This is a genomic window from Emcibacteraceae bacterium, assembly GCA_041396985.1.
GTDB lineage: Bacteria > Pseudomonadota > Alphaproteobacteria > Sphingomonadales > Emcibacteraceae > Pseudemcibacter.
Map to the genome: position 1 here is coordinate 373,511 of JAWKXO010000003.1, position 23,137 is coordinate 396,647.

Below are 23,137 nucleotides of genomic sequence, written 5' to 3' on the forward strand. Positions count from 1 at the left end.
TCATCATTCGTACCTTAATGCTTTAATTGGATTTGCCCTTGCGACCCGCATGCTGTTTCCGGCAACAGTGGCCCAGGCGATGAGAAGGGCTGATACACCGGCAAGAACACAAAAGCCGAGAATAAAGATATTTTCTATTCGGTAGGCAAAACTTTCGAGCCAGATTGACATGCTGTAATAAGCGACAGGCCATGCAATGAGATTGGCGATTATAACCGGTTTTGTGAATTGCCAGACAAGGAGTTTGATAATATCAATGACGCTTGCGCCGAGCACTTTTCTGACCCCTATTTCCTTGGTGCGGCGTTCGGACGTGAAACTTGCCAATCCATAAAGGCCCAGGCAGGCAATTAAAATGGCAAGGCCGGAAAAGGCCGCGAACATGGTCATTTCACCTTGTTCCGCCTGATATTGTTCATACAGCTGATCAATCGTATGGTTATATTCAAATGGAATAGTGGGAATCTCTCGCTCCCAGATTGCTCTGGTTTCGTCCACAATGGCAGCGGGGGATCCTGTGAAGCGAACGGATATATATTGTGCATATTCTGACATTAGCTCAAACATTTCCGGTCTGATTTCTTTTTTTAATGTATCCAGGTAAATATCAGGGGTGACACCAATGATCTGGTATTCCCGTGTTAATTCTTCGCCGTTATTGCCAATCGGACGATAAAGAATTTTACCGATTGCATCTTCGGGGCTTTTAAATCCAAAGCGGTGAACGGCCGTTTCGTTTATGATAAGTGAACTGGTAAAACCATTTCCGGCGCGAATTTCTTCCGCCTCGGCTCTTCGGTCATTTTTATTAATATCATACGTGCGGCCACTAAGCATTTTAATGCCGTAGGTTTCAAAAAAATCATAACCCACGGTTCGGTTGCCAATCAGCAGGGTTTTATTCTGTGGCATTTCAGGGGTTCTGAGTGTTGTATTATTTTCTGTTGGTACGCCTGGAGCATCATTTGACCATGTGACATGCGATACATTTGGCAGGTGCCTATATTCATCAACAAGCAATTGTCGTTTTTCAACGGCGGCATCGCGATAAAGATTTTTAATGACAAGGAGATTTTCCTTGTCAAAGCCAATATCCTTGTTTTTTGCATAGAGCATCTGCCCATAGACAACAGCGGTTGAAACAAAAAGGGTTATGGATACGGCAAACTGAAAAATAACAAGTGCAGATCTTAATTTAAGGGACGCATTACTGTCATGGGACTGGTTGGTTTTTAAAATTTCGGCGGGCCTAAATCCCGATAATACCATTGCCGGGTATATACCCCCCAAAATACCGACAATAAAAGCAAGGGAAAGCATTATTACAATGTCGAATGAAGCATAATGAAAGGTAAGTTCCTTCCCAAGAATTTTATTATAAACCGGCAAAGCCATCTCCACCATTACAATTGCCGTGAACAGGGCAAACAAAGTGATGAAAACGGATTCCCCGATAAATTGGGTTATCAGATTTTTTCTTGAGGCCCCCATTACTTTGCGAAGGCTCACCTCTCTGGCGCGGCCGCTGGCCCGGGCCGTGCTTAAATTCATAAAATTAATACTGGCGATAATCAGGATAAGGACGGCAACGGCAGAAAAAGTTAGAACAGTCGTCATGCTGCCCATTTTCTGATATTCGCCGTTGGTCGGACCCAATAAATGAAGATCCTTAATATTTTGGGAGTTTAATATGACAAAACTAGAGACCGGATCGTCACTACCGCCATCTTCAAAATTCCGGTCAATAAAGGCAGGCATCTGTTTATTTATATCATCAATATCTGTTCCCGGTGCAACCGTGAAATAAAGATGAGAATTGACGGAGAACCAGCTGTCGAACATCCATTCCTGGGATTTCCATTCTTCTTCAACAATTTTAACAATAGCGACGGTGTTTAACTGACTGTTTTCCGGCATGTCTTCTATGACGGCGCCGATCATGAATTCGCGTTCGAAAACGTCCGCATTGATGGTGAGGGTTTGGCCAAGTGCATTGCCACCCGGGAAATATTTATCGGCCAGACTTTGATTAATAATCAGCCCATTCGGATCATTTATGGTTCTTTCAAGGTCACCTGCTATCACCGTGAAATCAAAAATATTGACAAAATCAGGATCGGCCAGCGTCAATCGTTCATCAAAATATCTGTTATTTTGAATAAATGTTGCCTTTTGGCGTGCTTCGCGTGATGCATGGGTGACCTGGGGGAAGTCTTTTTCTAAGGCATGGATAATCGGGCCTGCTGATGCGGAAAAGACCATTGGCGGCCGTCCGGATGGCAAGAATGTCTGGTGCATACGGTAAATATTGTCGGCATTTTTCCAGAATTTATCATAAGAAAGTTCATCGCGTACAAAAAGGGCAATTAACATGCAGGAAGCCAGGCCGATTGCCAGCCCCAGAATATTGATCATACTGAAAAGTTTATGATTATAAATATTGCGCCAGGCACTAATGGTATAATTTTTAAGCAACATCATTCGTACCTCAGCGCCTTAATTGGGTTGGCTTTGGCGACCCGCATGCTGTTTCCCGCAACAGTGCTCCATGCGATCAGCAGAGCCGTAATGGCGGCAAGAAGGCAAAATCCGAGTATGAAGAAATCCTCAATACGGTAAACGAAGCTTTCCAACCAGAGTGTCATGGCGAAATAGGAGACGGGCCAGGCAATCAGGTTTGCAATCAGCACAGGTTTTGAGAATTGCCAGACCAGAAGCTTTACAACATCAAAGACGCTGGCACCCATTACTTTACGAATACCAATTTCCTTGGTTCTGCGCTCGGCCGTATAGCTGGCCAGTCCATAAAGCCCGAGACAGGCAACCAGAATAGCCAGACAGGAAAAGGCCGCGAACATAGTCGCCTGCCCCTGTTCGGCGTTATATTGTTTGGCGACAGCGGCAGAAATAAAATCATAATTAAAAGGGATGCTGGGAATTTCCTGTTCCCATAATTTTCTGACCTGATCCGTGAAGGCAACAGGGCTACCCGAAAAGCGGGCAGAAATCACACTGCCGTAATCTGGTGAAAGATCGTAAATTTCAGGGCGTATTGTTGATTTTAAACTATCAAAATGAATGTCCGGAACGACACCGATAATTTCATAAGTTGCTTCCAGATTTTCACCTGGTTGACCTTTGGATCCAAAAACCAATTTTCCTATGGCTTCTTCGGGTGAGCCGAGCCCCAATCTTCTAAGCGCAGATTCGTTAACGATTATGGAACCGGTATAATTTAGTCCCTTTCTTAAATCGTCCGTTAAAACCTCTTTATCGCCGCGTTCAATGCTATATTCACGACCGGCAATCAGCGGCACTTTGTATGTTTTAAAATAGTCATAGCCGATTTCCCGGCTTCCGATCAGGGAGGCATCTTCCAGTGCCTGATCCCCTGTTCTCATTAATGTATTATTGTTATCCCCGGATTCAGGCATAAAATTTGACCAGGTCACGGAAACGGTGTTCGGCATCCGGCGGATTTCATCAACCAGAAGCGGCAATTTTTTCAGAACAATGTCCCGGTAAATTTCTTTTACAACGAGTATATTTTCCTTGTCATAGCCAAGGTTCATATTTTTTGCATAGAGCATCTGACCGTAAACAACGGACGTTGAAACAAAAAGAGTAATGGACACTGCAAACTGGACAATTACAAGAATTGAACGTAGCTTAATCGAGGCGTCGGATTCAGATGACTTGTTTGCCTTTAAAGTTTCTGCTGGTCTAAAATGGGATAGGACGAAAGCCGGATATGAACCGCCAAGAAGGCCGACGAAAATGGCAAGGCCCGCTACGTAAAGAAGATCGGTTGATCCATAATCAATTTTAAGCGTCTTGCCCAGCACTTCATTGTATGTTGGTAATGCGAATTCAACAAGGACAACGGCCATTACCATGCCGAGTACAGTCACCAGAATTGATTCACCAAGAAACTGGATAATCAGATCTTTCCTTGAGGCACCGAGCACTTTGCGAAGGCTGACTTCTTTGGCCCGGCCACTGGCGCGGGCGGTACTTAAATTCATAAAATTTATGGCAGCAATAATAAGAAGAAGTAAGGCGACAGTAGAGAAAATAATGACCGTATTCATATCGCCAAGGTCATGATATTCCCCATCTCCTCTGGCTTTCAGATGTAGATCCTTAATATTCATGGTATTCATAAATACAAAGTCAGAAGTTTTGGCGCCCGTGCCCCCAAAGGGAAGTTTGGGGAAATTCCTGTCAATAAATTCCGGCATTGAAGCATTTATGCTTTTTATATCAGAGCCTTTTTTAAGGGTAAAAAACAGATGGGAATTTGTTGAAAACCAGGCATCAAACATCCAGTCTTTTTCTTTCCAGGCCGGTTCATCAATGGCGACTAGGGCGTCGGCATTTACCTGACTGTTTTTTGCCATATCCTTAATGACAGCGGCAACTTTGTAATCGCGTTTATAGCTGTCAAAATCGATGGTGATAACTTTACCGATGGCGTTTTCGGCCCCAAAATATTTTTTGGCCAGTTTTTCGGTCAGGACAATGTTACTGAGGCTTTTAAGGGCGGTGCTCAGATCACCCTCTACAGGTTCAAGATCAAATATATTTATAAAATCTTCATCAACCAGACTGATATCATCAACAAAATATTGATTATTAATTATGATGGTCGGTTCCTGACTGGCAATACGGCTTGCATATTCTATTTGCGGGAAATCTTTCAGTAATGCATGAATAACCGGCCCAGGGGTCATGACCATGTTCATGGGGTCCCTGCCGGGAACGCTGAATGTAACATGGGTGCGGTAAATCTGATCGGCCTTGGACCAGAATTTGTCGTAGGAAAGCTCACTGCGGACAAAAAGCGCAATGAGAATACAGGCGGCAAGCCCTATGGCGAGACCAAAAATATTAATCGCGCTGAAAAGCTTATGCTTAAAAATATTGCGCCAGGCGCTTATCAAATAACTGTTAAATAGCATTTCTTCATCCTGAATTGGGTCCCTACTCCCATAATCTTCAAAAATGAACTATATTTTGGAACGCATACTTTCCGTGACCACATGACCATCAAGCAGGTTTATGGTCCGGCGGGCATAGTCAGCATGTGACGGGCTGTGTGTTACCATAACGATGGTGGTGCCTTCCTCGTTCAGTTTTTGCAGCATTTCCATCACTTCCTGACCGTGGGCCGTGTCAAGGTTACCGGTCGGCTCGTCAGCGAGGATCATACTTTGATTGCCGACAACGGCACGGGCGACGGCAACGCGCTGCTGCTGACCACCGGATAGCTGGCTTGGCATATGTTTGGCGCGGTGGGCGATGCCGACTTTATCCATAACGGCGGCAACCCGCTCTTTACGCTCGGCGGCCGGAATGTCATGATAGAGAAGAGCCAGTTCAATATTTTCCGCAACCGTCAGTTCATCAATCAGGTTAAAACTTTGAAAGATAAAGCCTATATTCTGTTTGCGGATGACACCCAGTTGGGATTCGGAGTAGCCGGCAACGTCCTCATCTTTAAAGAAATAATGCCCACTGGTTGGCGTATCGAGCATGCCGATTATATTAAGCAGGGTCGATTTGCCGCATCCGGATGGCCCCATGATGGCAACAAATTCACCTGTTTCTATTTCAATGTTGACATTATTCAGCGCTACCGTTTCAACCTCGTCAGTACGGTATGCCTTTGTCAGATCTTGCAGTTTTAACATATTTTAGTCCTTTTGTTTTTTGTACTCTGATTATTCTTCGGTAAGTTTCAGTCGGTCCATGTCCATGAAAGTTGTGTAAGGCGATGTTATAACCCTCTCACCAACTTCAAGGCCTTCCAAGACTTCTATAAAGTTGTTGTTTTTCCGCCCCAGGCGGACATTACGCTTTATGGCAAATGTGTTATCCGGGCTCACGACGAAAATCCAGCTACCCCCAGTGTCCTGATAAAATGCACCATTTGGAATAAGAATGGCTTCAGAGCTGTCACCCAGCGTCAGTTTGGATTGCAGGGTCTGTCCGCGGCGGATATCTTCTGGCTGCTCTTCTGTAAAGACCATATCTATTTTAAACTGATTATTCTGCACATTCGGATAAATCTTTTTTATGCGAAGTGGAAATTCATCACCGTCACCCGGACGCACATATACCCCTGTCTGCCCGAGATCCACACGGTTCAGGTAAAATTCGTCCACCTGGACTTCGAGCTTGAAATGGTCAGGATCATCGATCTGGCCGATTGTATCTCCCCGGCCTACTGTCTGACCCAATTCCAGATCAAACCCGGAAAGCTTGCCGTCTATCTGCGCTTTCATATTCAGATTTTCAAGGTTATTACGGGCAATCGCCAGGTTCCGTTCCAGATTGGCACTATCAATTTTCGACAGCTCAAGCTGTTGTTCCTGCATGCGTGCATCTGTTTCCTGGGATTGTTTTGTAACCTCAAGCATTTTCTTTTTATAAGTCAGATCCTCTTCCGCTTCATCGAGCTGGGTTTTGGTAAAATTACCCTGCTTGTAAAGCGTTCTGTAGCGTTCGACATTGCGGGTTAGCTTCTGAATTTCATATTCCAGTGTTGTAATTTCCGTAATATGCCGTAAACGGTTTTGTTCCAGCTGAAGTTCCAAAGTTCGCATGGCATTCAATTCACCGGCGACACGGGCCTCGTTCTGGAACACTTCAAGCTGCAAAGTGGGATTTGAAAGTTCAACAATTTCCTGCCCCTGTTTAACCAGGGCACCATCCTCGACCAGAATTTTCTCAACCCGGCCACCTTCCGTGGCGGAAACAAAAACGGTGTTCAGTGGAGTGACTTTGCCGCGGATTGGAATATAATCCTCATAAATGCCACTGGTTACGGTTGAGACTACAAGGCGGCTTTCTTCAACACGGAATGTCCGCCCTCCTGTTGCACTTTCAATGATGAAATACAGCACTGCGGCAGCCGCAAGGCCGCCGACCCCCCAAAGAGCCATTTTAAGTGGGTTTTTCTTTTTCTCTATTTTTCGGTCCATGCCTACTCCAGCATGGGCACCCTCAGGTTTTTTGATATTGTCAATCTTTGTCATAATTTTCACTGTAAATTTTGATTTTTAATACTGTCTATTATTTCTGCAAAGACTGTGCCAAAAAATAAACTATTGATATTCAATGTTTTAATACTTTACTGTTCGTTTTCGAACAGTATATACTGTTCATTATTGAACACATGTGTGCGAAATTGAACAATGCAAAAATTCAGGAATTTTAAATGGAAAAGCATGGATCCATACTCATTGTAGATGATGATGACGATATTCTTGTCGCGGGCAGATTGCTTCTGAAAAGACATTTTGAAAATGTTGTCACGATTAGTGAACCTGGCCAGATTGCCGACGCCATGAAGAAAACTGATTTTGATGCTATATTGCTGGATATGAATTTTGGCCCGGGACAAAGTTCAGGGGAAGAAGGGTTTCACTGGCTTGGGGAAATACTAAAAATAGATTCTGAAGCTGTTGTCATCATGATTACCGCTCATGGTGGTGTTAATATTGCGGTTGAGGCTATGAAAATGGGGGCAACAGATTTTGTTTCAAAACCGTGGCAGAATGAAAAAGTTGTTGCGACATTGTCAGCAGCGGTCAAACTTAGGGACAGTCGCAGTAAAGCAGCAACATTAAAACAGGCAAACAGGACTTTGGTTGCAGACAGGGGCAGCCAGCAGATTATAGGAAATTCGGCGGCGCTTAAAGATATTCAGTCGATGATTGAAAAAGCGGCACCGACAGATGCCAATGTGTTGATTGTCGGTGAAAATGGAACGGGTAAGGAACTGGTGGCACGGGAGCTTCACAGGCTTTCAAACAGGGCGGATGAAATTTTTTTGAGTGTTGATATGGGCGCAATCAGTGAAAGCCTTTTTGACAGTGAGTTATTCGGGCACAAAAAAGGGTCATTCACCGATGCGAAAGAGGACCGCGTTGGAAGGTTTCACGCTGCTTCCGGCGGCACTCTTTTTCTAGATGAAATCGGGAATTTGCCTCTTCATCTTCAGGCAAAATTGCTTACAGTTCTGGAACAAAGAAAAGTAACGCCTGTTGGATCAAACCAGCCAATTTCAATTGATGTTCGTGTGATTGCTGCCACGAATTTAACATCAAAACAGCTTAGTGATGAAAATCGTTTCAGACAGGATTTGTTATTCCGTCTGAATACGGTCGAGATCTGTGTGCCACCTTTAAGAGAGCGGCCGGATGATATTGAAGAAATTGCCAACTATTATATAGACCTTTACTGCAGGAAATATGATAAACCATTAAAAAGGCTTTCAGGGGAAGCTTTAGTAGCGATCAAGGCATATGCATGGCCGGGAAATGTGCGGGCGCTAAGACATGCGATAGAGAGAGCCGTTATTCTTAGTCATGGCGTGAGATTTAATGCGTCCGATTTTGCTCTTGATACCCTGCCGGGCAATGCCGGGGAACTTGAAAATAAGATAACAATAAAAGCGGGGCCGGAAAATGAGGATATTGAGCTGCCGGAAGGGAACTTGAATCTGGAACGAATGGAATATGTTTTAATAGAAAGGTCACTTAAGAAACACCGCTATAATATTTCGCATGCGGCGAAGGAACTGGGTCTGACAAGGGCCGCCCTTTACCGGAGGATGGAGAAATATGGGTTTTAAACGCTTCAGTCTGCTTCTTACTATAAGATTGGTGCTGTTATTTATCACGGTATCCAGTCTGGCGATCCTGGTGATCAGCCCGGGGTTTCTGGCAGCAAGTCTATTGGTGGCGATGGTTGCTATGTCGCAGATTTTTGAAATTGTTCGCTTTGTGAAACTGACCAATGATGATCTGACCCGATTTCTGGATGCTATGCGTTATGGGGACTTTGGTCAAAAATTCGATCATGCCGGAATGGGGGCGGGTTTTATTGAACTGGGTGAAGCAATTACCGATATTCTGGAGCGATTTCGCCAGTATAGAGGACAGCAGGAAGAAGAACTTAAGCATCTTAAAGCCCTGATAGAACATGTACCTGTGCCCCTTATGTCGATAAAAGGTGATGGAACTATTTTAATTCATAATAATGCGGCCCGCCGGTTATTTGGGTCTATTCATGTCGCTAAAGTCGCAGACCTTACTCAATTTGGTGAAGAATTCAGAAAACGGGTTTTAACCCTGGAACCCGGGGAACGACATCTTGTTACCATTAAAATTGATAATATAGAGCAGACCCTGACCATTGCATCCACACAAATTATTACAGCAGGAAAAGTGGAAAAAATTATTTCGCTCCAGGATATTCAGAGTGAGCTTGACGTCGCGCAACTCAAAGCATGGCAGGATCTGGTTCGGGTGCTTACCCATGAAATTATGAACAGTATTACGCCGGTTTCGTCCCTGGCCAAAACGTCAACAGACCTTGTTGATGACGTCATTATAAAAGCAGGCGGGCAGGAAGATCTGATTGAGGAGCTTACAAATGTCCGAGACGCGGTGGATACGGTTGCCAGACGGTCTGACAGCCTGATGCATTTTGTGCAAAGTTATAGACGTCTGACGCGGCTACCGCCCCCAGAAAAAGAGCAATTAAAAGTCAATAATATTATTGATGATGTGATTAGAATAGCCGCCGCCGGATGGACTGACGAAGAAATTAAAATTGAGAAATCAGTATCCACGGCAGGATTGGAAATATCCGCTGACCGTGAAATGCTTGAACAAATGCTGATAAACCTTATAAAGAATGCTGAACAGGCCCTTAAAGGACACGAAAATGCCAGGGTCGAGATCAGGGCAAAACTCAACAAACGTGGCAGGATAGTAATTGAGGTTGCCGATAATGGTCCGGGAATTCCTGATGATCTCGCCGCAAAAATATTTGTACCGTTTTATACAACAAAAAGGGACGGTTCCGGGGTAGGGCTGGCACTTACCCGTCAGGTTATGATAGCCCATGGTGGATCAGTCAGTCTGGCAAAAACGGAAGGTGGTGGTGCCACTTTTATTTTAACATTCTAGGAAAGTCAGAATATTTTGCCCAATTGTGCCATCAGATTTAAAAATATTTCCAAAAAGTATGATGACGTCATTGCACTCGACGCAGTTAATCTTGAAATTAATGATAACAGTACCACGGCACTTGTTGGAGAAAGCGGTAGCGGAAAAACAACCCTGCTTAGACTGGTCAACGGTCTCATGCAGCCTTCGGAGGGGCAGGTTGAAATATTTGGTGACCCGATTGATTATACTACGCTCCCAGATATGAGAAAAAAAATGGGTTATGCGGTTCAGGGTGGTGGGTTGTTCCCTCATATGACGGTATACCAGAATATCACCATAATGGCGAAGTTAGAAAAATGGGATGAGGCCAGAATAAAAGAACGTGCGGATTATCTGATTGACCTTGTAAATTTACATAAGGATTTGCTGGACCGCTTCCCGCATGAATTATCAGGAGGGCAAAGGCAAAGGGTCAGTTTATGTCGCGCTTTGATGTTGAATCCGTCACTTCTATTGCTGGATGAACCATTTTCCGCTCTTGATCCGATAACCAAAGGCTATATTCATGATGAATTTGTGAAACTTCAAAAGGCAGAAAGTCGAACTATTCTACTTGTTACCCATGACATGGAAGAGGCTGCAAAACTTGCAGACAATATAGTCATCATAAAAAAGGGAAAAGTCGTTCAAAACGGGAAAGTGGAAGAAATTATCGCTTCGCCCAAAAATGAATATGTCAGTAATTTGCTGGACAAGGTAACAGACTAAACAGAACTGAGCAGAATGCTTGTTTCGCTGTTCAAAACGCCATCGATCATCCGGACCTCACGCAGAACACGGTCAAAATCATTAAGGTTGGCAGTTTGAATTTCCGCAACCAGATCCCAGGCGCCATTGGTTGTGTGCAATGTCTGAAGCTCGGGAATGCCACGAAGTTTGCGGATGACCTGGGATGTCGATTTTCCAACGACTTCGATCAGCATTAATGATCTTATCGCGTCGGCCTCATAATCTTCACGGACCCGAACTGTAAACCCGATCAGGGTCCCGGAGGAAGTTAAACGGTCCAGTCTGTTTTGAATTGTGCCTCTCGAAACTTTTAAAATCTCGGCAAGTTTTGACAATGGTGCCCGTCCATCCCTCCTGAGCAGGGCAATCAATTCACGGTCAAGCTGGTCATAAATATACTTGGCATTGGATCGTTTGCTATAAGGCATGATATTATTCACATTATTAACATTTTGCATAATATATACTGTCATATTGTCAAAATAACTACAAAAATATGTAGAAATATGACATTGTTTATAAAAATTTATCTTATTATCATAAAAAAATCTTAAAAATCAGAAATTAATAAACTGGAGTCTGTCATGAATAATTTGGTGCCAAAGGATATCAATCTTGTTCCTTTTGTCAGCGTTGATAACATGATGAAAATTGTTCTGGAAATTGGCATTGAAAATACCCTTATCGGTATTTGCGATTATCTGGAAGAAGATTTCAAACGCTGGGAACTGTTTGATAAAACACCACGTGTAGCCTCTCACTCAAATGAAGGGGTGATCGAGCTGATGCCGACGAGTGACGGTGAAGTTTACGGATTTAAATATGTAAACGGACATCCGAAAAACACCAAAGAAGGACTACAGACCGTTACGGCATTTGGTGTGCTTGCGGATGTGAATACGGGCTATCCGGTTCTTCTGTCTGAAATGACTATATTGACAGCACTGCGTACGGCATCGACATCGGCGATGGCGGCAAAATATCTGATGCCGAAAGGCTCAAAATGTATGGCAATGATCGGAAATGGTGCCCAGTCGGAATTTCAGGCGCTTGCCTTCAAGGCGATTTGCGGCATAAAGGAACTGAGACTCTATGATATTGATCCTTCGGCAACGGACCGCTGCATTAAAAATCTGTCAGGTCGCGGTTTAAATATTGTTAAATGTGACAGTGAACAATCCGCTGTTGAAGGAGCGGATATCATCACCACAGTGACTGCAGATAAGCAGTATGCGACCATTCTCACCGATAATATGGTTGGGGATAGTGTTCATATCAATGCGGTCGGGGGTGACTGCCCCGGAAAAACAGAGTTACATAAAGATATATTGCTTCGCTCCAAAATATTTGTTGAATATCCGCCGCAAACCCGTATCGAAGGGGAAATTCAGCAGCTTGATGAAGATTATCCGGTAACCGAACTCTGGCAAGTGATGACTGGCGAGGTAGAGGGACGAACCGATCAAAAGCAAATCACTTTATTTGACAGTGTCGGATTTGCCATTGAGGATTTTTCTGCTCTTCGTTATATCCGCGATCAGCTTGAAAAGACGGGCGAATATCAAAATCTTGATATGGTGGCGGACCCTGACGATCCCCGTGATCTGTTCGGCATGATATTACGTGCCAGAGAGAACATGTCCCACAAAGGAAAATAAAATGGACAGAAAAAGTGCCCAGGCACCGGCAGCCGTCATTATGATCCGTCCTCATCATTTTTCACCAAATGATCAGACGGCAAAGGACAATGCATTTCAGCAGTCGGATCAGGCAAGATCGGCACTTGAGATCGCCAGGGATGCCTATGAGGAAGCGACACTTGCCGCTGAAAAGCTGGAAGCAAAGGGCGTAAAAGTTCATATTTTTGAAGATAAGGGCATTGATACGCCGGATTCCGTGTTTCCAAATAACTGGTTTTCAACTCATGCCGGAGGGCATATAGCAATTTATCCGATGTTTCCTGAAAACAGACGATTAGAACGGCGTTACGATATCATTGAAATGCTCAAAAAAAAATATCGGGTTCAGGACATTATTGATTATTCCGGACTTGAATATGATGGGCTTTTTCTTGAAGGAACCGGGGCGATGGTGCTGGATCATATTGACAGGGTTGCCTATGCCGTAAAATCCAACCGTACCAACCCCGTCGCATTAGAGCGGTTCTGTACTCATTTTAATTTTGAACCTATGGTTTTTGATGCCCTTGATGAAATGGGCAAGCCGATTTATCACACCAATGTTCTGATGTGTATTGCCACTGATTTTGTCATGATATCTCTGGAAATGATTACGGATAAGGTAAGAAGAAATGAAATTGTTGAGCGATTTGAAGAATCTGGCAGGAAAATTATTGACCTTAGCCGCAAGCAAATAGCAAGCTTTGCCGGAAATGCATTGGAGCTACAGGGTAAAAATGGTCGTCTTCTGGCGATTTCCTCTGTTGCGCTCAAGGCATTAACATCGGAACAGAAGTCTGGCATTGAAAAATACGTTGAACTATTACCCCTTTCCATTCCGACTGTTGAACTGGCTGGCGGGTCGGTGCGTTGTATGCTTGCCGGGATACATTTATTGCCACGCTGATTTGACTTAAATGGATAAATACCCAATAATCAAAATTCTATATTAAATAAAAGAACTGAGGGGTAGTCCAATCCCACTTTTAAAACGAAATTTTGTGAAGGTTATTCTGACAGCCCTTTGTCTGGCTCTTCATTCAATTGCTTCAGCCGATGAAAATAAAATCGTTATTGGCAGTAAAATGGATAGTGAAAGCTATCTTCTTGCTGAAATGATGGCTCAGCTTCTTGAAAATAATGGATTTGAAATAGAGCGAAAATTCGGTCTTGGTGGTACGCTGATTTGTTATAATGCCCTGGTGGCGGGGGAAATTGATCTTTATCCCGAATATACCGGTACTGTGTCAGCCGTTATTCTGACACCCGAAGAGCGGCAAAAGACTGATGGCACTATTGAGAGTTTTAAGACCCAATTAAATCAAAAGGGACTGAATTTATTTTCACCTTTTGGTTTTAATAATAGCTATGTGCTTACTATGAAGAAAAGTTTGAGCGACAAACTAGGGGTGCGAAAAATTTCAGATTTAAAGTCACACTCTGATCTTATCGTGAGCGTAAGCCATGAATTCTTAAATCGGGAGGATGGATGGCTCGGCTTAAAGACGGTTTACGGGCTTGATCTTCCGGCAACGGGCATCCAACATGGGCTTGCCTATAAAGCGATTGATGAAGGGTCAATTGATATAACAGATGCATATTCAACGGATGGCGATATTGAAAGATATAGCCTTACTTTTCTTCAGGATGATCTTGACTTCTTTCCAAAATATTATGGAGCGGCTTTTGCCAGAACTGACTTTTCTGATAAGGCGGTGGCGGCGATATCCAGACTTGAAAATGCCCTTGATGATGAAGGGATGCGGACATTGAATGCGAAAGTTGTTATTGATCAACAGACGTTTGCAACAGTTGCTTATGATTTTCTGGAAAAACGGGGTTTTCTTAATCCTAAGCAATCATCAGTGCAAAATTCAATCGCCTCAAGACTTATCAAAAACACAGTTACCCATATTAAATTAACGCTTATTGCACTTACTATCGGCTGCTTTACAGGTCTTTTGCTTGCTGTTGTTATATTCCGCTCGCAAGTGATCTCCCGATATGTGATTTATTTCAGCGGGCTTTTACAGACTGTTCCTTCAATCGCGCTACTAGCATTAATGATCCCCTTATTGGGAATAGGAGAAGTTCCGGCGATTACGGCCTTATTTCTTTATTCGTTATTGCCCATTCTCAGAAGTGCTGTTACCGCGCTCAGCACTATTGATCCAATACTGACAAATGTATCGAAAGCAATCGGAATGAACAAATACCAGCAGCTTAGATATGTCCTTTTTCCGTTGGCCCTTCCCAATATTCTTGCCGGGATTAAGACGGCAGCTGTGATCTGTATTGGCACGGCAACCCTTGCCGCCTTTATCGGCGCCGGTGGGTTGGGGGAGCCTATTGTTACGGGTCTTGCCCTTAATGATACCAGCTTAATATTACAGGGCGCCATCCCGGCAGCCATTCTGGCAATTATTGTTGAGCTTATGTTTGAAGGACTTGAGAAAAGGATTATACCAGCCCATATGCGCAAAACCCATTAGGGGATAATTAATTCTTGACCAACCGGATGGATTTTTCATGAAACTGAATTTTTCCTTCCTTGAATAATTTTCCAAGGGCTTTTTTATAATTTGACTTGCTTGCATGAAAGACATGGTTGATTTCGTCGGGCGTGCTTTTGTCCGTCAAGTGGGTTTGACCGCCATGTTCAATAAGATGTTCCAGAATTTTGTCAGATAAATCATCACGCATTTCATAGGCGAGCTTTTGTAAGGTGAGATTAATTCGACTATCGGCACGCGGCTCGCCAATATATCCAATAAACCGATCACCAACGTTGATGGGCCGTACAATTTCATTATTATGAATAAGACCCAGATGGCTGCCATTGATAACCGCTTTATAGCCGAGATTGCTTCGGCTTGCGATCAGTAGATCGACTTCCTCTCTGATCTCAAAATCATCTTCGTTTGTCTCTTTAAGAAAACTGCTTAGGCGTGATGACGCGGCTATACGGTTAGTTTTATCAATAAAAATATAAACGACATAATTGCGGCCAACTTCCATTGGCACGCGCTGTTCCTTAAAAGGCGCCAAAAGATCTTTGCTTAAACCCCAGTCAAGAAAACTGCCAAACCGGCTTTGTCCAACAACAGGTAGATAGGCGCATTCCCCCACCATCGCAATGGGAGTTTCGGTCGTGGCAACAGGCCTGTCTTCGGAATCCAGATAGACAAAAACATCAATAAATGCCCCCACGGCCCAGAGCTCTTCATCGTCGGGCAGATATTTTTTAGGAAGCAGAATTTCTTCGTCATCACTTTTAAGGTAGACACCGAAATCAACATGTTTGATGATTTCGAGTGTGTGCATTTTGCCGACGTCAATCATGGTTGGTTTTTCTTTTTGGGGTTATCATCCGATTCTGTATTTTTAAGTTCCGGCCGCCACCAGTGACTTGTTTTCATGCGTCCGCGGTCAATAAACCAGTCATCAAGCTTAAGGGCCAGTTTTTTAAACGGCCCTTTGGCCAGTTTTAGCCACATGCGATGAATAAATTTTGTAAAATCACGGTTATAGGGACAGGAACGGATACAGATTATACAGTCAGTATTCTGATTGCACCAGAATTTAAAGCATTTTTCAGCAGATGGGGTCCATTTGACCACACCTTTAATGTTGCTTGCACTATGAACATGATCGGACGGGGCATCAAACGGTATTGCTTTTGGCGGGCATGCTTTTGCACAGCGGTCACAAATTGTACAGAATTCTTCAACGCCGAATTTTTTAGGCGTGTTAATTTCAAGCGGCATGTCTGTGAAAATTTTGCCAATACGAAAACGCGGGCCGTATTTTTCATTAATAAGCATGCCGTGCCGACCCACTTCGCCAAGTCCTGCCTGTAACGCCAGCGGAATACAAAGCGCCGTATCATTAAGGGTAGCATAAGCCCTATACCCCATATTGCGAATATACTGAGCCAGGGTAATGATTGCTACTCCATCAAACGTATAACCAAGCCCGGTTGCCGCCCCTGATAAAGCTGAGGGAACTGTTTTGATAAGGTCCCGGTCCATTGGCTCCAAAGTCACAATAACATTGGGGATATCCTCCGGTATCTCTTGCGGCTTCTGACCGTTGCCCTGCATGGAAAAAATTGATTTATACATCCATCTTTCATCATATTCACAGACACCCAGATCACCAACGCCGCAAAAACCTGCCACTTTTCTGAGATCACGGGTTGCTTCTGCCGGGCTTTCATACGGGTATGGCTCCGGCCAGCCCTGATCATGGGATGTGTAATAATCCCAAAAGCCCTCTTTACGGATTTCACCCGGTTTTTCTTTTCTGAACTCACCTGATTTTTCAATATCACGAATGACATTATTGACATGCCATGCCGCATTTCGGAAGGCATAATCCTTCTGGCTGAACCCATCCGTTTTGCGCGCTTTTGCGTAAGGCATATAATAGCCTTCAAAAAATTTATCTGATTTTTCGGATTTTATTTCCGGGTCCCACATTGCCCGGCAATAGATATCGAATTTCTGTTCGAACCTTTCAAAATCCTCACCGACTTTTACGCCGGTCAGATCGTCAATTGGCCGCGCATGGCGTGACGATTTTAAATTTGAGTTGCTCATATGAACGAAAAATCCTTGCGTCCCTGTTGTTGCTGGTTATGAAATTACACATATTTTGCTTTTGCATCAAACAAATATAAATGTAATGCTATGGGTTAAAGTAAAGGGGATGATATATGGTCAGTTTTTTTCAACGTTATTTGCTGCCGGGCTTCGTCTATCAGTCGGTGATCATTGCTGGCGGTTATGCAACGGGACGTGAGATTGTCGAGTTTTTCTTTGGACCCGGGCCACTTGGTGGCCTTCTGGGGATTTTTGTCGCGATGACAATCTGGAGTGTTACTCTTGCCGCCTGCTTTGAGCTGGCACGCATCACCAAAAGCTATGATTATAAAACATATTTTAATCAAACCCTGGGCCGCTTTAGCATTTTATTTGAAATTGTCTATATGCTGCAAATCGTTCTGGTGATATCAATTGTTGGTGCTGCGGCAGGGGAACTGTTATCAGAAAATTATGGAATACCGTCGGTTTGGGGTACGGTCACAATGATGGTGTCCGTTGGAATTCTGGTTTTTTACGGTTCCAGCCTGATTGAAAAATTCTTAAGCATCTGGTCACTGCTGCTTTATATGGCCTATGCGGCTTTTGTTATTTTATGTATCAGTGTTTTTGGCGACAGGATTGCTGAAAATTTTGCCAGTTATCCAATCGGTGAGGGTTGGTTTAAAGGGGGACTGACCTATTCAGGGTATAACCTGGCCACGATCCCGGCGGTTCTGTTTTGTATTAATCACATTAAAACCCGTAAAGAAGCAATATGTGCCGGGCTTCTTTCCGGTCCGATTGCTATGATTCCAGGTATATTCTTTTTCGTGGCTATGATGGGCTATTATCCTGAAATTATGGATCGGTCACTTCCGGTTAATTACCTGCTTGAGCTTTTGGATGTTCCGGCCTTCAAAGTCATATTTCAGATTATACTTTTTGGCACCTTTATTGAAACCTGTACCGCAATGATCCATTCTATTAATGAACGGATTGCCACTTCCTATCATCACAAAGATAAGGAAATGCCGCGGTTCTTAAGGCCGCTCATCGCTATTGCCATCTTGTTCACGGCCATTGTGCTGGCAACAAAATTCGGTATTGTAAATCTAATCTCGCAAGGATATGGCACACTGACCTGGATATTTATCATATTGATCATCATTCCATTATTTACTATTGGTATGTGGAAAATAATAAAAAGTGATGAGTGATGAAAATTACAGTGATTGGTGCCGGTCTTCTTGGCGTAACGACGGCATATTTTCTGGCCAGAGATGGGCATGAGGTTGATGTTATAGATCGTGCAAACGGTCCGGCAATGGAAACCAGTTTTGCCAATGCCGGAATGCTCACCCCGTCAATGGCGGACCCATGGAATGCGCCGGGAATTTTAGGCACACTGCTTTCATCGTTTTTCAGTTCTCACAGTTCTTTCAAATTAAGAGCAAAGGCGATCCCTTCCATGATTGGTTGGGGGCTGAGCTTTTTAAATAATTCAAGAAAACCACTTTATTTAAATAATCTTCATCGCAGTGCTGCGCTCGCCTGTTATTCAATGGACATGCTGACAAAATTAAATGAAGAACTGGATATTCATTATGACGGGATTACGACCGGTTCCCTGAAAGTATTTCGTGACCAGAAAAGTCTGGAAAAGCTTGCCAAACTTTCTGAGCATCTTAAAGATCATGATATGACTTTTCGGGTTGTAAAGGGTGATGCACTTCTGGAGGTTGAACCATCATTAGCACCAGTTGCGCATCAATTATGCGGCGGGGTTTATTTCCCAGGGGATCATGCCGGCAATGCATATTTATTTACCTGTGAAATGGAAAAAGAAGCAAAAAAACTGGGTGTCAATTTTCATTACGGCATTGACGTTAAGAAAATGATCCGTGAAGGATCAAAAGTCAGCCGGTTAATTACAGAGAATAATGAACTTGAGGCAGATAAATTTGTACTTGCCGCGGGAAGCTATTCAACATTAATTGCAAAGTCGGCAGGATTATTTGTACCGATCAGACCAGCGAAAGGATATTCACTGTCCGTTCCCCTTAACGGATGGAACGGTGGTCCGCGGATGCCGTTGATTGATGACGGTTTTCACGCGGCAATTTCACCGCTTGGTAATGTTCTTAGAATTGCAGGAACGGCAGAGTTTGCGGGATATGATCGTTCACTGACAAGGGAACGGCTTGATAATCTTTATCATCTGCTTGATGAAATATACCCTGATTTCAAGCCTTTTATGGATCCTGACAATGTGACAGAATGGGCAGGGCTCAGGCCACTGACAGCAGATGGCTCGCCCTTTATCGGTCAGACGGAAATAGAAAATCTGTATATTAATGCCGGCCACGGACCGCTTGGCTGGACCATGGCCGCAGGGTCGGCAAAGATGCTTGCTGATATTATTGCAACAAGACGCCTTTCAATTGATCCGAAGCCTTATTCACTTAGCCGTTATTAAAATGGGTTCCCGAACATTGTCGAATAGACAACCAGCGTAATGGCGATCGTTGCGACATATTTGGTGCTGAAATGCCATAGCCTGTAATCACGGCTACCGTATTTAAACCCAAGTTGGGTTTGAACCATTTCCACTTTCATTGCCCATCCGGCAAATAAACCAATCAGCAGGGCATTTATCGGTAAGAGCACGTTGGCAACGGTATAATCCATGATGCCGAACAGGTTTTTACCTTCGTAAAGAGGAATAAAGTCAAGGGGTTTTAAATCCGCCAGCACATTAAAGGACAGAACCATAAACATGCCAACAGACCAGGCGACCAAACCGGTTGCCCAGGCCATTTTTATACGCGACATACCATTATCAACAAACCAGGCAACAATCGGCTCAAGCATTCCTATGGTTGATGTCAGGGCGGCAAAGGACAATAGGGTAAAAAATAATGTACCGAAAATTAATCCACCCGGCATCTGGCCAAAGGCAATCGGCAGGGTGGCAAAAATGAGGCCGGGGCCTTCACCCGGTGTCAGACCATATTCAAACACAATTGGAAAAATTGCAAACCCGGCAAGCAGGGCCACAATGGTATCAGCAATGGCGATAATGCCGGCGGATTTTGGCAGTGAGACATCATCGGGAAGATAGGCACCATAGGTAATAAGCCCGCCAACACCAATGGCGAGGGAGAAAAGAGCTTGTCCCAATGCCTCAAGGATTGCCCTTGGGGTAAGTTTTGAAAAATCGGGATTTAGAAGAAAGTCCACTGCTTTTGCAGAGTCCCCTGTGATCATTGCATAAGCCGCCAGAAAAATAAGGATTATAAATAATGCCGGCAACATAAATTTGACGGCTTTTTCAAGCCCTTCTTTTACACCCAGCGAAATGATTGCAACGGTTATGAAAAGAAAAATGCTGAACCAGGCAACAAGGGCCGGCCAGTTTGCCTGTGCTTCGGCAAAAATGGCACCCGAAGCGGCGGCATCCACACCTATAAACTGACCTGCAGCCGCTTTGTATATATAATCGATCGACCAGCCAGCCACGACGCTATAATAGGAAAGCCCGCAAACCGGGACCAGAATGCTGATCCAGCCAATTGATTTCCAGAAGGGATGGTGGCCCATACGAATTAATTTTTCCATTGTGCCGACCGCATTTAATTTCCCAGCACGGCCAATGGCCAGTTCCGACATGATTAGGGGGACACCCAGCAGAAATACAAAGCCGACATAGACGATAATAAATGCACCGCCGCCATTCTGCCCGGCAATATAGGGAAAACGCCAGAGATTGCCCAGTCCGACGGCGCATCCGATTGCTGCCATAAGAAATGTTGTCCGTGAAGACCATGTGACTTTTTGAACGGTAGTATCACTCATGACGAAAACCCTATTATGTGAATATTTTATTTATAAGATAAAATGAAGACTAGCGAGAATATTTGCCGATATCAATGCTTCATTGCATTTTATAAAAAAACATCTCATATTATCGAAAAATGGGAGAACGGGAAGGAATATCCAATGTATAAAGTCATTATTTTTTTCGTTATGGCGGTGATCCTGACAGCCTGCGGGCAAGCAGAAAATAGTGCTTCACCCAAAAAAATGAGCAATGAAGCGCGGCCAAATATACTTCTGATTGTTGCGGATGATCTTGGATATTCGGACATCGCCCCTTTTGGGGGCGAAATTTCAACACCAAATCTTGATACCCTTGCTGCCGGTGGCATTAAAATGAGCAATATGTATGCGGCAGCAGCCTGCTCACCAACCAGAACCATGTTGATCGGCGGGGCTGACAGCCACAGAGGCGGTATGGGAACCATGTTTAATGATCAGGCGCCCAACCAATTGGGTAAACCGGGTTATGAAGGCTATCTGAATAATGATGTCGTGACCGTATCCACACTTTTGCAAGATGCGGGGTATCATACCTATATGACCGGGAAATGGCATCTTGGCTATGAGGAGGACCAATCACCAAAGGTCAGAGGATTTGAAAAATCATTTGCTCTTTTGCAGGGAGGCTCAGGCCATTTTGATGATGCACCCTTAACTATTGATCAGGATACATCATGGTTCCGTGAAGATGGAAAAAGAGTACCCTGGCCGGAGCATCAATTTTCGAGCCAGTTTTATACTGATAAAATGATTGATTATATTGATCAGTCAAAAAATGACGGAAAACCATTTTTTGCCTATCTTGCCTATACCGCCCCGCATTGGCCGCTTCAGGCTCCGGAAGATTATATCGACAAATATAAAGGTCAATATGATGAAGGATATAATGTTCTGACTGAGAAGCGTATGAAATCCATGGAGGCTATTGGACTAATAAATCCAGGACTTAAGCCGCCGGTTCATGCATATCCCGATTCCGAAAACTGGAATAATTTAAGTGAAGAGCAGAAAAAAGTAAAAGCCCGCCAAATGGAAATTTATGCGGCTATGATTGATAATATGGATTATCATATCGGCCGCATGCTTGATTATCTGGATAAAATCGGACAGCGGGAAAATACGATTGTGATTTTTATGTCTGATAATGGGGCTGCCGGGTTTGGACCGGGAATGGCAAGGGCGTTTCCCAAAGAATGGATCGAGGCCAATTTTGATAATTCATATGAAAATATGGGTAAAAAAGGCTCATACGTATATTATGGTCCTCACTGGGCACAGGCGGGGTCTGCCCCATCTCGCATGTTCAAGGGCTTTATCACCGAGGGCGGAATTAAAGTACCGGGAATTATAAATTTCGGTGATAAAATAAAGCATCTTAAAGGGGAGTTTGATGATCATTTCCTAACGGTGCTTGATCTTCCTGTGACATTTCTGGATTTGGCAAATGCAGATCTTCCCGGAACAGACTATAAAGGCCGTAAGGTATACCCATATATCGGTAAATCAATTCTTCCCTATTTGTATGGTGACGCAAAGACAATACATAATGACGATGATGTGATGTCCTGGGAGCTGGGTAACCGCATGGCTGTTCGTAAAGGTGACTGGAAAATAATTAAAATCTCCGGAAAGTACGGTACAGGTGAGTGGGAGCTTTTCAATATCAAAAATGATCCGGGTGAGACTCATGATTTAAGTCATGAGGATAAAGTCAAACTGGCTGAAATGGTTGGTGAATGGGACAAATATGCGCAAGAAAACGGAGTCGTTTTGGCTCAATAATTTTGTTTGAAAAAGCTGATTTTTTTTCAGGATGGCGGTTTTTAGCTAACTTACTGTAGGAAATAAGCTAATTTGAATTTTTTTTTCGGCTTTTTGAACTTTTTTTTTGACAAACCATAAAAATAAAAGTATGCACATTTTCAGACAATTGACGCACGTGCCACGACGGTGTCTCCTGAGGCTCGCCAGTACGGGTAACGACGTATATGTCCTTTATTAATTAAGTATGACAATTTTGTCATTTTTGTTAATCAGGGAGATTACGGAGGTTATTCGTATGAAAAAATGTTCATATGACTTTTTGCTCAGAGCAAAGGCGGTCAAATACTAGATGGTAATTCATTTAGCGTCCGATAATTTATCCAGAAATCTCTAAATCACAGCTTAAGTGCCTGTATGGTTGGTATTTAAGCTGAAAAAATTGGGTCATCCTCTCGGGGATTGTGTTTGATGTTTT

Annotated in this window: 17 protein-coding genes; 9 read left to right on the forward strand and 8 right to left on the reverse strand. The window is 43.7% G+C overall.

Features of this window, described 5'->3' with window-relative positions; translation table 11 throughout:
- Positions 1–3: 3 nt before the first annotated feature.
- Genes R3D86_09900 through R3D86_09915 form a run of 4 tightly spaced genes read right to left on the reverse strand, consistent with a single transcriptional unit; the run spans position 4 to position 7,040 of the window.
- Positions 4–2,481, reverse strand: coding sequence for an ABC transporter permease (locus R3D86_09900; protein ID MEZ5758520.1), 2,478 nt, complete (start codon positions 2,479–2,481; stop codon positions 4–6).
- Positions 2,478–4,961, reverse strand: a complete 2,484-nt coding sequence (locus R3D86_09905) for an FtsX-like permease family protein (GenBank protein MEZ5758521.1) — start codon at positions 4,959–4,961, stop codon at positions 2,478–2,480. Before R3D86_09905 ends, R3D86_09900 begins: the two co-directional genes overlap by 4 nt.
- 48 nt (positions 4,962–5,009) lie before the next feature.
- Positions 5,010–5,693 (reverse strand): ABC transporter ATP-binding protein, encoded by a 684-nt coding sequence (locus tag R3D86_09910; protein ID MEZ5758522.1) that lies wholly within the window; start codon positions 5,691–5,693, stop codon positions 5,010–5,012.
- 30 nt (positions 5,694–5,723) lie between these two features.
- Complete coding sequence (locus tag R3D86_09915) at positions 5,724–7,040, reverse strand: efflux RND transporter periplasmic adaptor subunit (protein MEZ5758523.1); 1,317 nt, start codon at positions 7,038–7,040, stop codon at positions 5,724–5,726.
- 182 nt (positions 7,041–7,222) lie between these two features.
- Here R3D86_09915 and R3D86_09920 point away from each other — a divergent pair, with 182 nt between their 5' ends.
- From R3D86_09920 to R3D86_09930, 3 genes are read left to right on the forward strand one after another with little or no spacing between them, the layout of a single operon-like run.
- Complete coding sequence (locus R3D86_09920; GenBank protein ID MEZ5758524.1) at positions 7,223–8,641, forward strand: sigma-54 dependent transcriptional regulator; 1,419 nt, start codon at positions 7,223–7,225, stop codon at positions 8,639–8,641.
- Positions 8,631–9,983 carry an ATP-binding protein gene (locus R3D86_09925; GenBank protein MEZ5758525.1) on the forward strand — a complete coding sequence of 451 codons (1,353 nt, stop codon included), beginning with the start codon at positions 8,631–8,633 and terminating at the stop codon, positions 9,981–9,983. Before R3D86_09920 ends, R3D86_09925 begins: the two co-directional genes overlap by 11 nt.
- Positions 9,984–9,998: 15 nt before the next feature.
- Entirely contained in the window at positions 9,999–10,733 is a 735-nt protein-coding gene (locus R3D86_09930) for an ATP-binding cassette domain-containing protein (GenBank protein ID MEZ5758526.1), read from the forward strand.
- On the opposite strand, the gene R3D86_09935 is transcribed toward R3D86_09930, so the two are convergent.
- On the reverse strand, positions 10,730–11,212 hold the full coding sequence (locus tag R3D86_09935; GenBank protein MEZ5758527.1) for an Lrp/AsnC family transcriptional regulator: 483 nt from the start codon (positions 11,210–11,212) through the stop codon (positions 10,730–10,732). The two genes, R3D86_09930 and R3D86_09935, sit on opposite strands and share 4 nt — an antisense overlap.
- A gap of 126 nt (positions 11,213–11,338) precedes the next feature.
- Here R3D86_09935 and R3D86_09940 point away from each other — a divergent pair, with 126 nt between their 5' ends.
- From R3D86_09940 to R3D86_09950, 3 genes are all read left to right on the forward strand, one after another.
- The gene (locus tag R3D86_09940) at positions 11,339–12,412 is read left to right on the forward strand and encodes an ornithine cyclodeaminase (protein ID MEZ5758528.1); all 1,074 of its coding nucleotides are present in this window, start codon (positions 11,339–11,341) and stop codon (positions 12,410–12,412) included.
- A gap of 1 nt (position 12,413) precedes the next feature.
- Positions 12,414–13,340, forward strand: coding sequence for an arginine deiminase-related protein (locus R3D86_09945; protein ID MEZ5758529.1), 927 nt, complete (start codon positions 12,414–12,416; stop codon positions 13,338–13,340).
- A 94-nt stretch (positions 13,341–13,434) separates the two neighbouring features.
- On the forward strand, positions 13,435–14,925 hold the full coding sequence (locus R3D86_09950) for a glycine betaine ABC transporter substrate-binding protein (protein ID MEZ5758530.1): 1,491 nt from the start codon (positions 13,435–13,437) through the stop codon (positions 14,923–14,925).
- 7 nt (positions 14,926–14,932) lie between these two features.
- On the opposite strand, the gene R3D86_09955 is transcribed toward R3D86_09950, so the two are convergent.
- Both R3D86_09955 and R3D86_09960 read right to left on the reverse strand, forming a co-directional pair.
- Entirely contained in the window at positions 14,933–15,775 is an 843-nt protein-coding gene (locus R3D86_09955) for a S1-like domain-containing RNA-binding protein (GenBank protein MEZ5758531.1), read from the reverse strand.
- On the reverse strand, positions 15,772–17,034 hold the full coding sequence (locus R3D86_09960; protein MEZ5758532.1) for a reductive dehalogenase domain-containing protein: 1,263 nt from the start codon (positions 17,032–17,034) through the stop codon (positions 15,772–15,774). Before R3D86_09960 ends, R3D86_09955 begins: the two co-directional genes overlap by 4 nt.
- A 116-nt stretch (positions 17,035–17,150) precedes the next feature.
- On the opposite strand from R3D86_09960, the gene R3D86_09965 reads away from it, so the two are divergent.
- A complete protein-coding gene (locus tag R3D86_09965; protein MEZ5758533.1) occupies positions 17,151–18,236 on the forward strand; it encodes a hypothetical protein in 1,086 nt (361 codons plus the stop codon).
- A complete protein-coding gene (locus R3D86_09970; protein ID MEZ5758534.1) occupies positions 18,236–19,495 on the forward strand; it encodes a D-amino acid dehydrogenase in 1,260 nt (419 codons plus the stop codon). Before R3D86_09965 ends, R3D86_09970 begins: the two co-directional genes overlap by 1 nt.
- Here the strand turns inward: R3D86_09970 and R3D86_09975 are convergent.
- Entirely contained in the window at positions 19,492–20,874 is a 1,383-nt protein-coding gene (locus R3D86_09975; GenBank protein MEZ5758535.1) for a sodium-dependent transporter, read from the reverse strand. The genes R3D86_09970 and R3D86_09975 overlap by 4 nt on opposite strands.
- A 144-nt stretch (positions 20,875–21,018) precedes the next feature.
- Here R3D86_09975 and R3D86_09980 point away from each other — a divergent pair, with 144 nt between their 5' ends.
- The gene (locus tag R3D86_09980) at positions 21,019–22,680 is read left to right on the forward strand and encodes an arylsulfatase (GenBank protein MEZ5758536.1); all 1,662 of its coding nucleotides are present in this window, start codon (positions 21,019–21,021) and stop codon (positions 22,678–22,680) included.
- Positions 22,681–23,137: the final 457 nt, after the last annotated feature.

Bases quoted from the DNA above. Each gene is read 5' to 3' on its own strand.
- R3D86_09900 (MEZ5758520.1), bottom strand. From the start codon at position 2,481: ATGATGTTGCTTAAAAATTATACCATTAGTGCCTGGCGCAATATTTAT.
- R3D86_09905 (MEZ5758521.1), bottom strand. From the start codon at position 4,961: ATGCTATTTAACAGTTATTTGATAAGCGCCTGGCGCAATATTTTTAAG.
- R3D86_09910 (MEZ5758522.1), bottom strand. From the start codon at position 5,693: ATGTTAAAACTGCAAGATCTGACAAAGGCATACCGTACTGACGAGGTT.
- R3D86_09915 (MEZ5758523.1), bottom strand. From the start codon at position 7,040: ATGACAAAGATTGACAATATCAAAAAACCTGAGGGTGCCCATGCTGGA.
- R3D86_09920 (MEZ5758524.1), top strand. From the start codon at position 7,223: ATGGAAAAGCATGGATCCATACTCATTGTAGATGATGATGACGATATT.
- R3D86_09925 (MEZ5758525.1), top strand. From the start codon at position 8,631: ATGGGTTTTAAACGCTTCAGTCTGCTTCTTACTATAAGATTGGTGCTG.
- R3D86_09935 (MEZ5758527.1), bottom strand. From the start codon at position 11,212: ATGCAAAATGTTAATAATGTGAATAATATCATGCCTTATAGCAAACGA.
- R3D86_09940 (MEZ5758528.1), top strand. From the start codon at position 11,339: ATGAATAATTTGGTGCCAAAGGATATCAATCTTGTTCCTTTTGTCAGC.
- R3D86_09945 (MEZ5758529.1), top strand. From the start codon at position 12,414: ATGGACAGAAAAAGTGCCCAGGCACCGGCAGCCGTCATTATGATCCGT.
- R3D86_09955 (MEZ5758531.1), bottom strand. From the start codon at position 15,775: ATGATTGACGTCGGCAAAATGCACACACTCGAAATCATCAAACATGTT.
- R3D86_09960 (MEZ5758532.1), bottom strand. From the start codon at position 17,034: ATGAGCAACTCAAATTTAAAATCGTCACGCCATGCGCGGCCAATTGAC.
- R3D86_09965 (MEZ5758533.1), top strand. From the start codon at position 17,151: ATGGTCAGTTTTTTTCAACGTTATTTGCTGCCGGGCTTCGTCTATCAG.
- R3D86_09970 (MEZ5758534.1), top strand. From the start codon at position 18,236: ATGAAAATTACAGTGATTGGTGCCGGTCTTCTTGGCGTAACGACGGCA.
- R3D86_09975 (MEZ5758535.1), bottom strand. From the start codon at position 20,874: ATGAGTGATACTACCGTTCAAAAAGTCACATGGTCTTCACGGACAACA.
- R3D86_09980 (MEZ5758536.1), top strand. From the start codon at position 21,019: ATGTATAAAGTCATTATTTTTTTCGTTATGGCGGTGATCCTGACAGCC.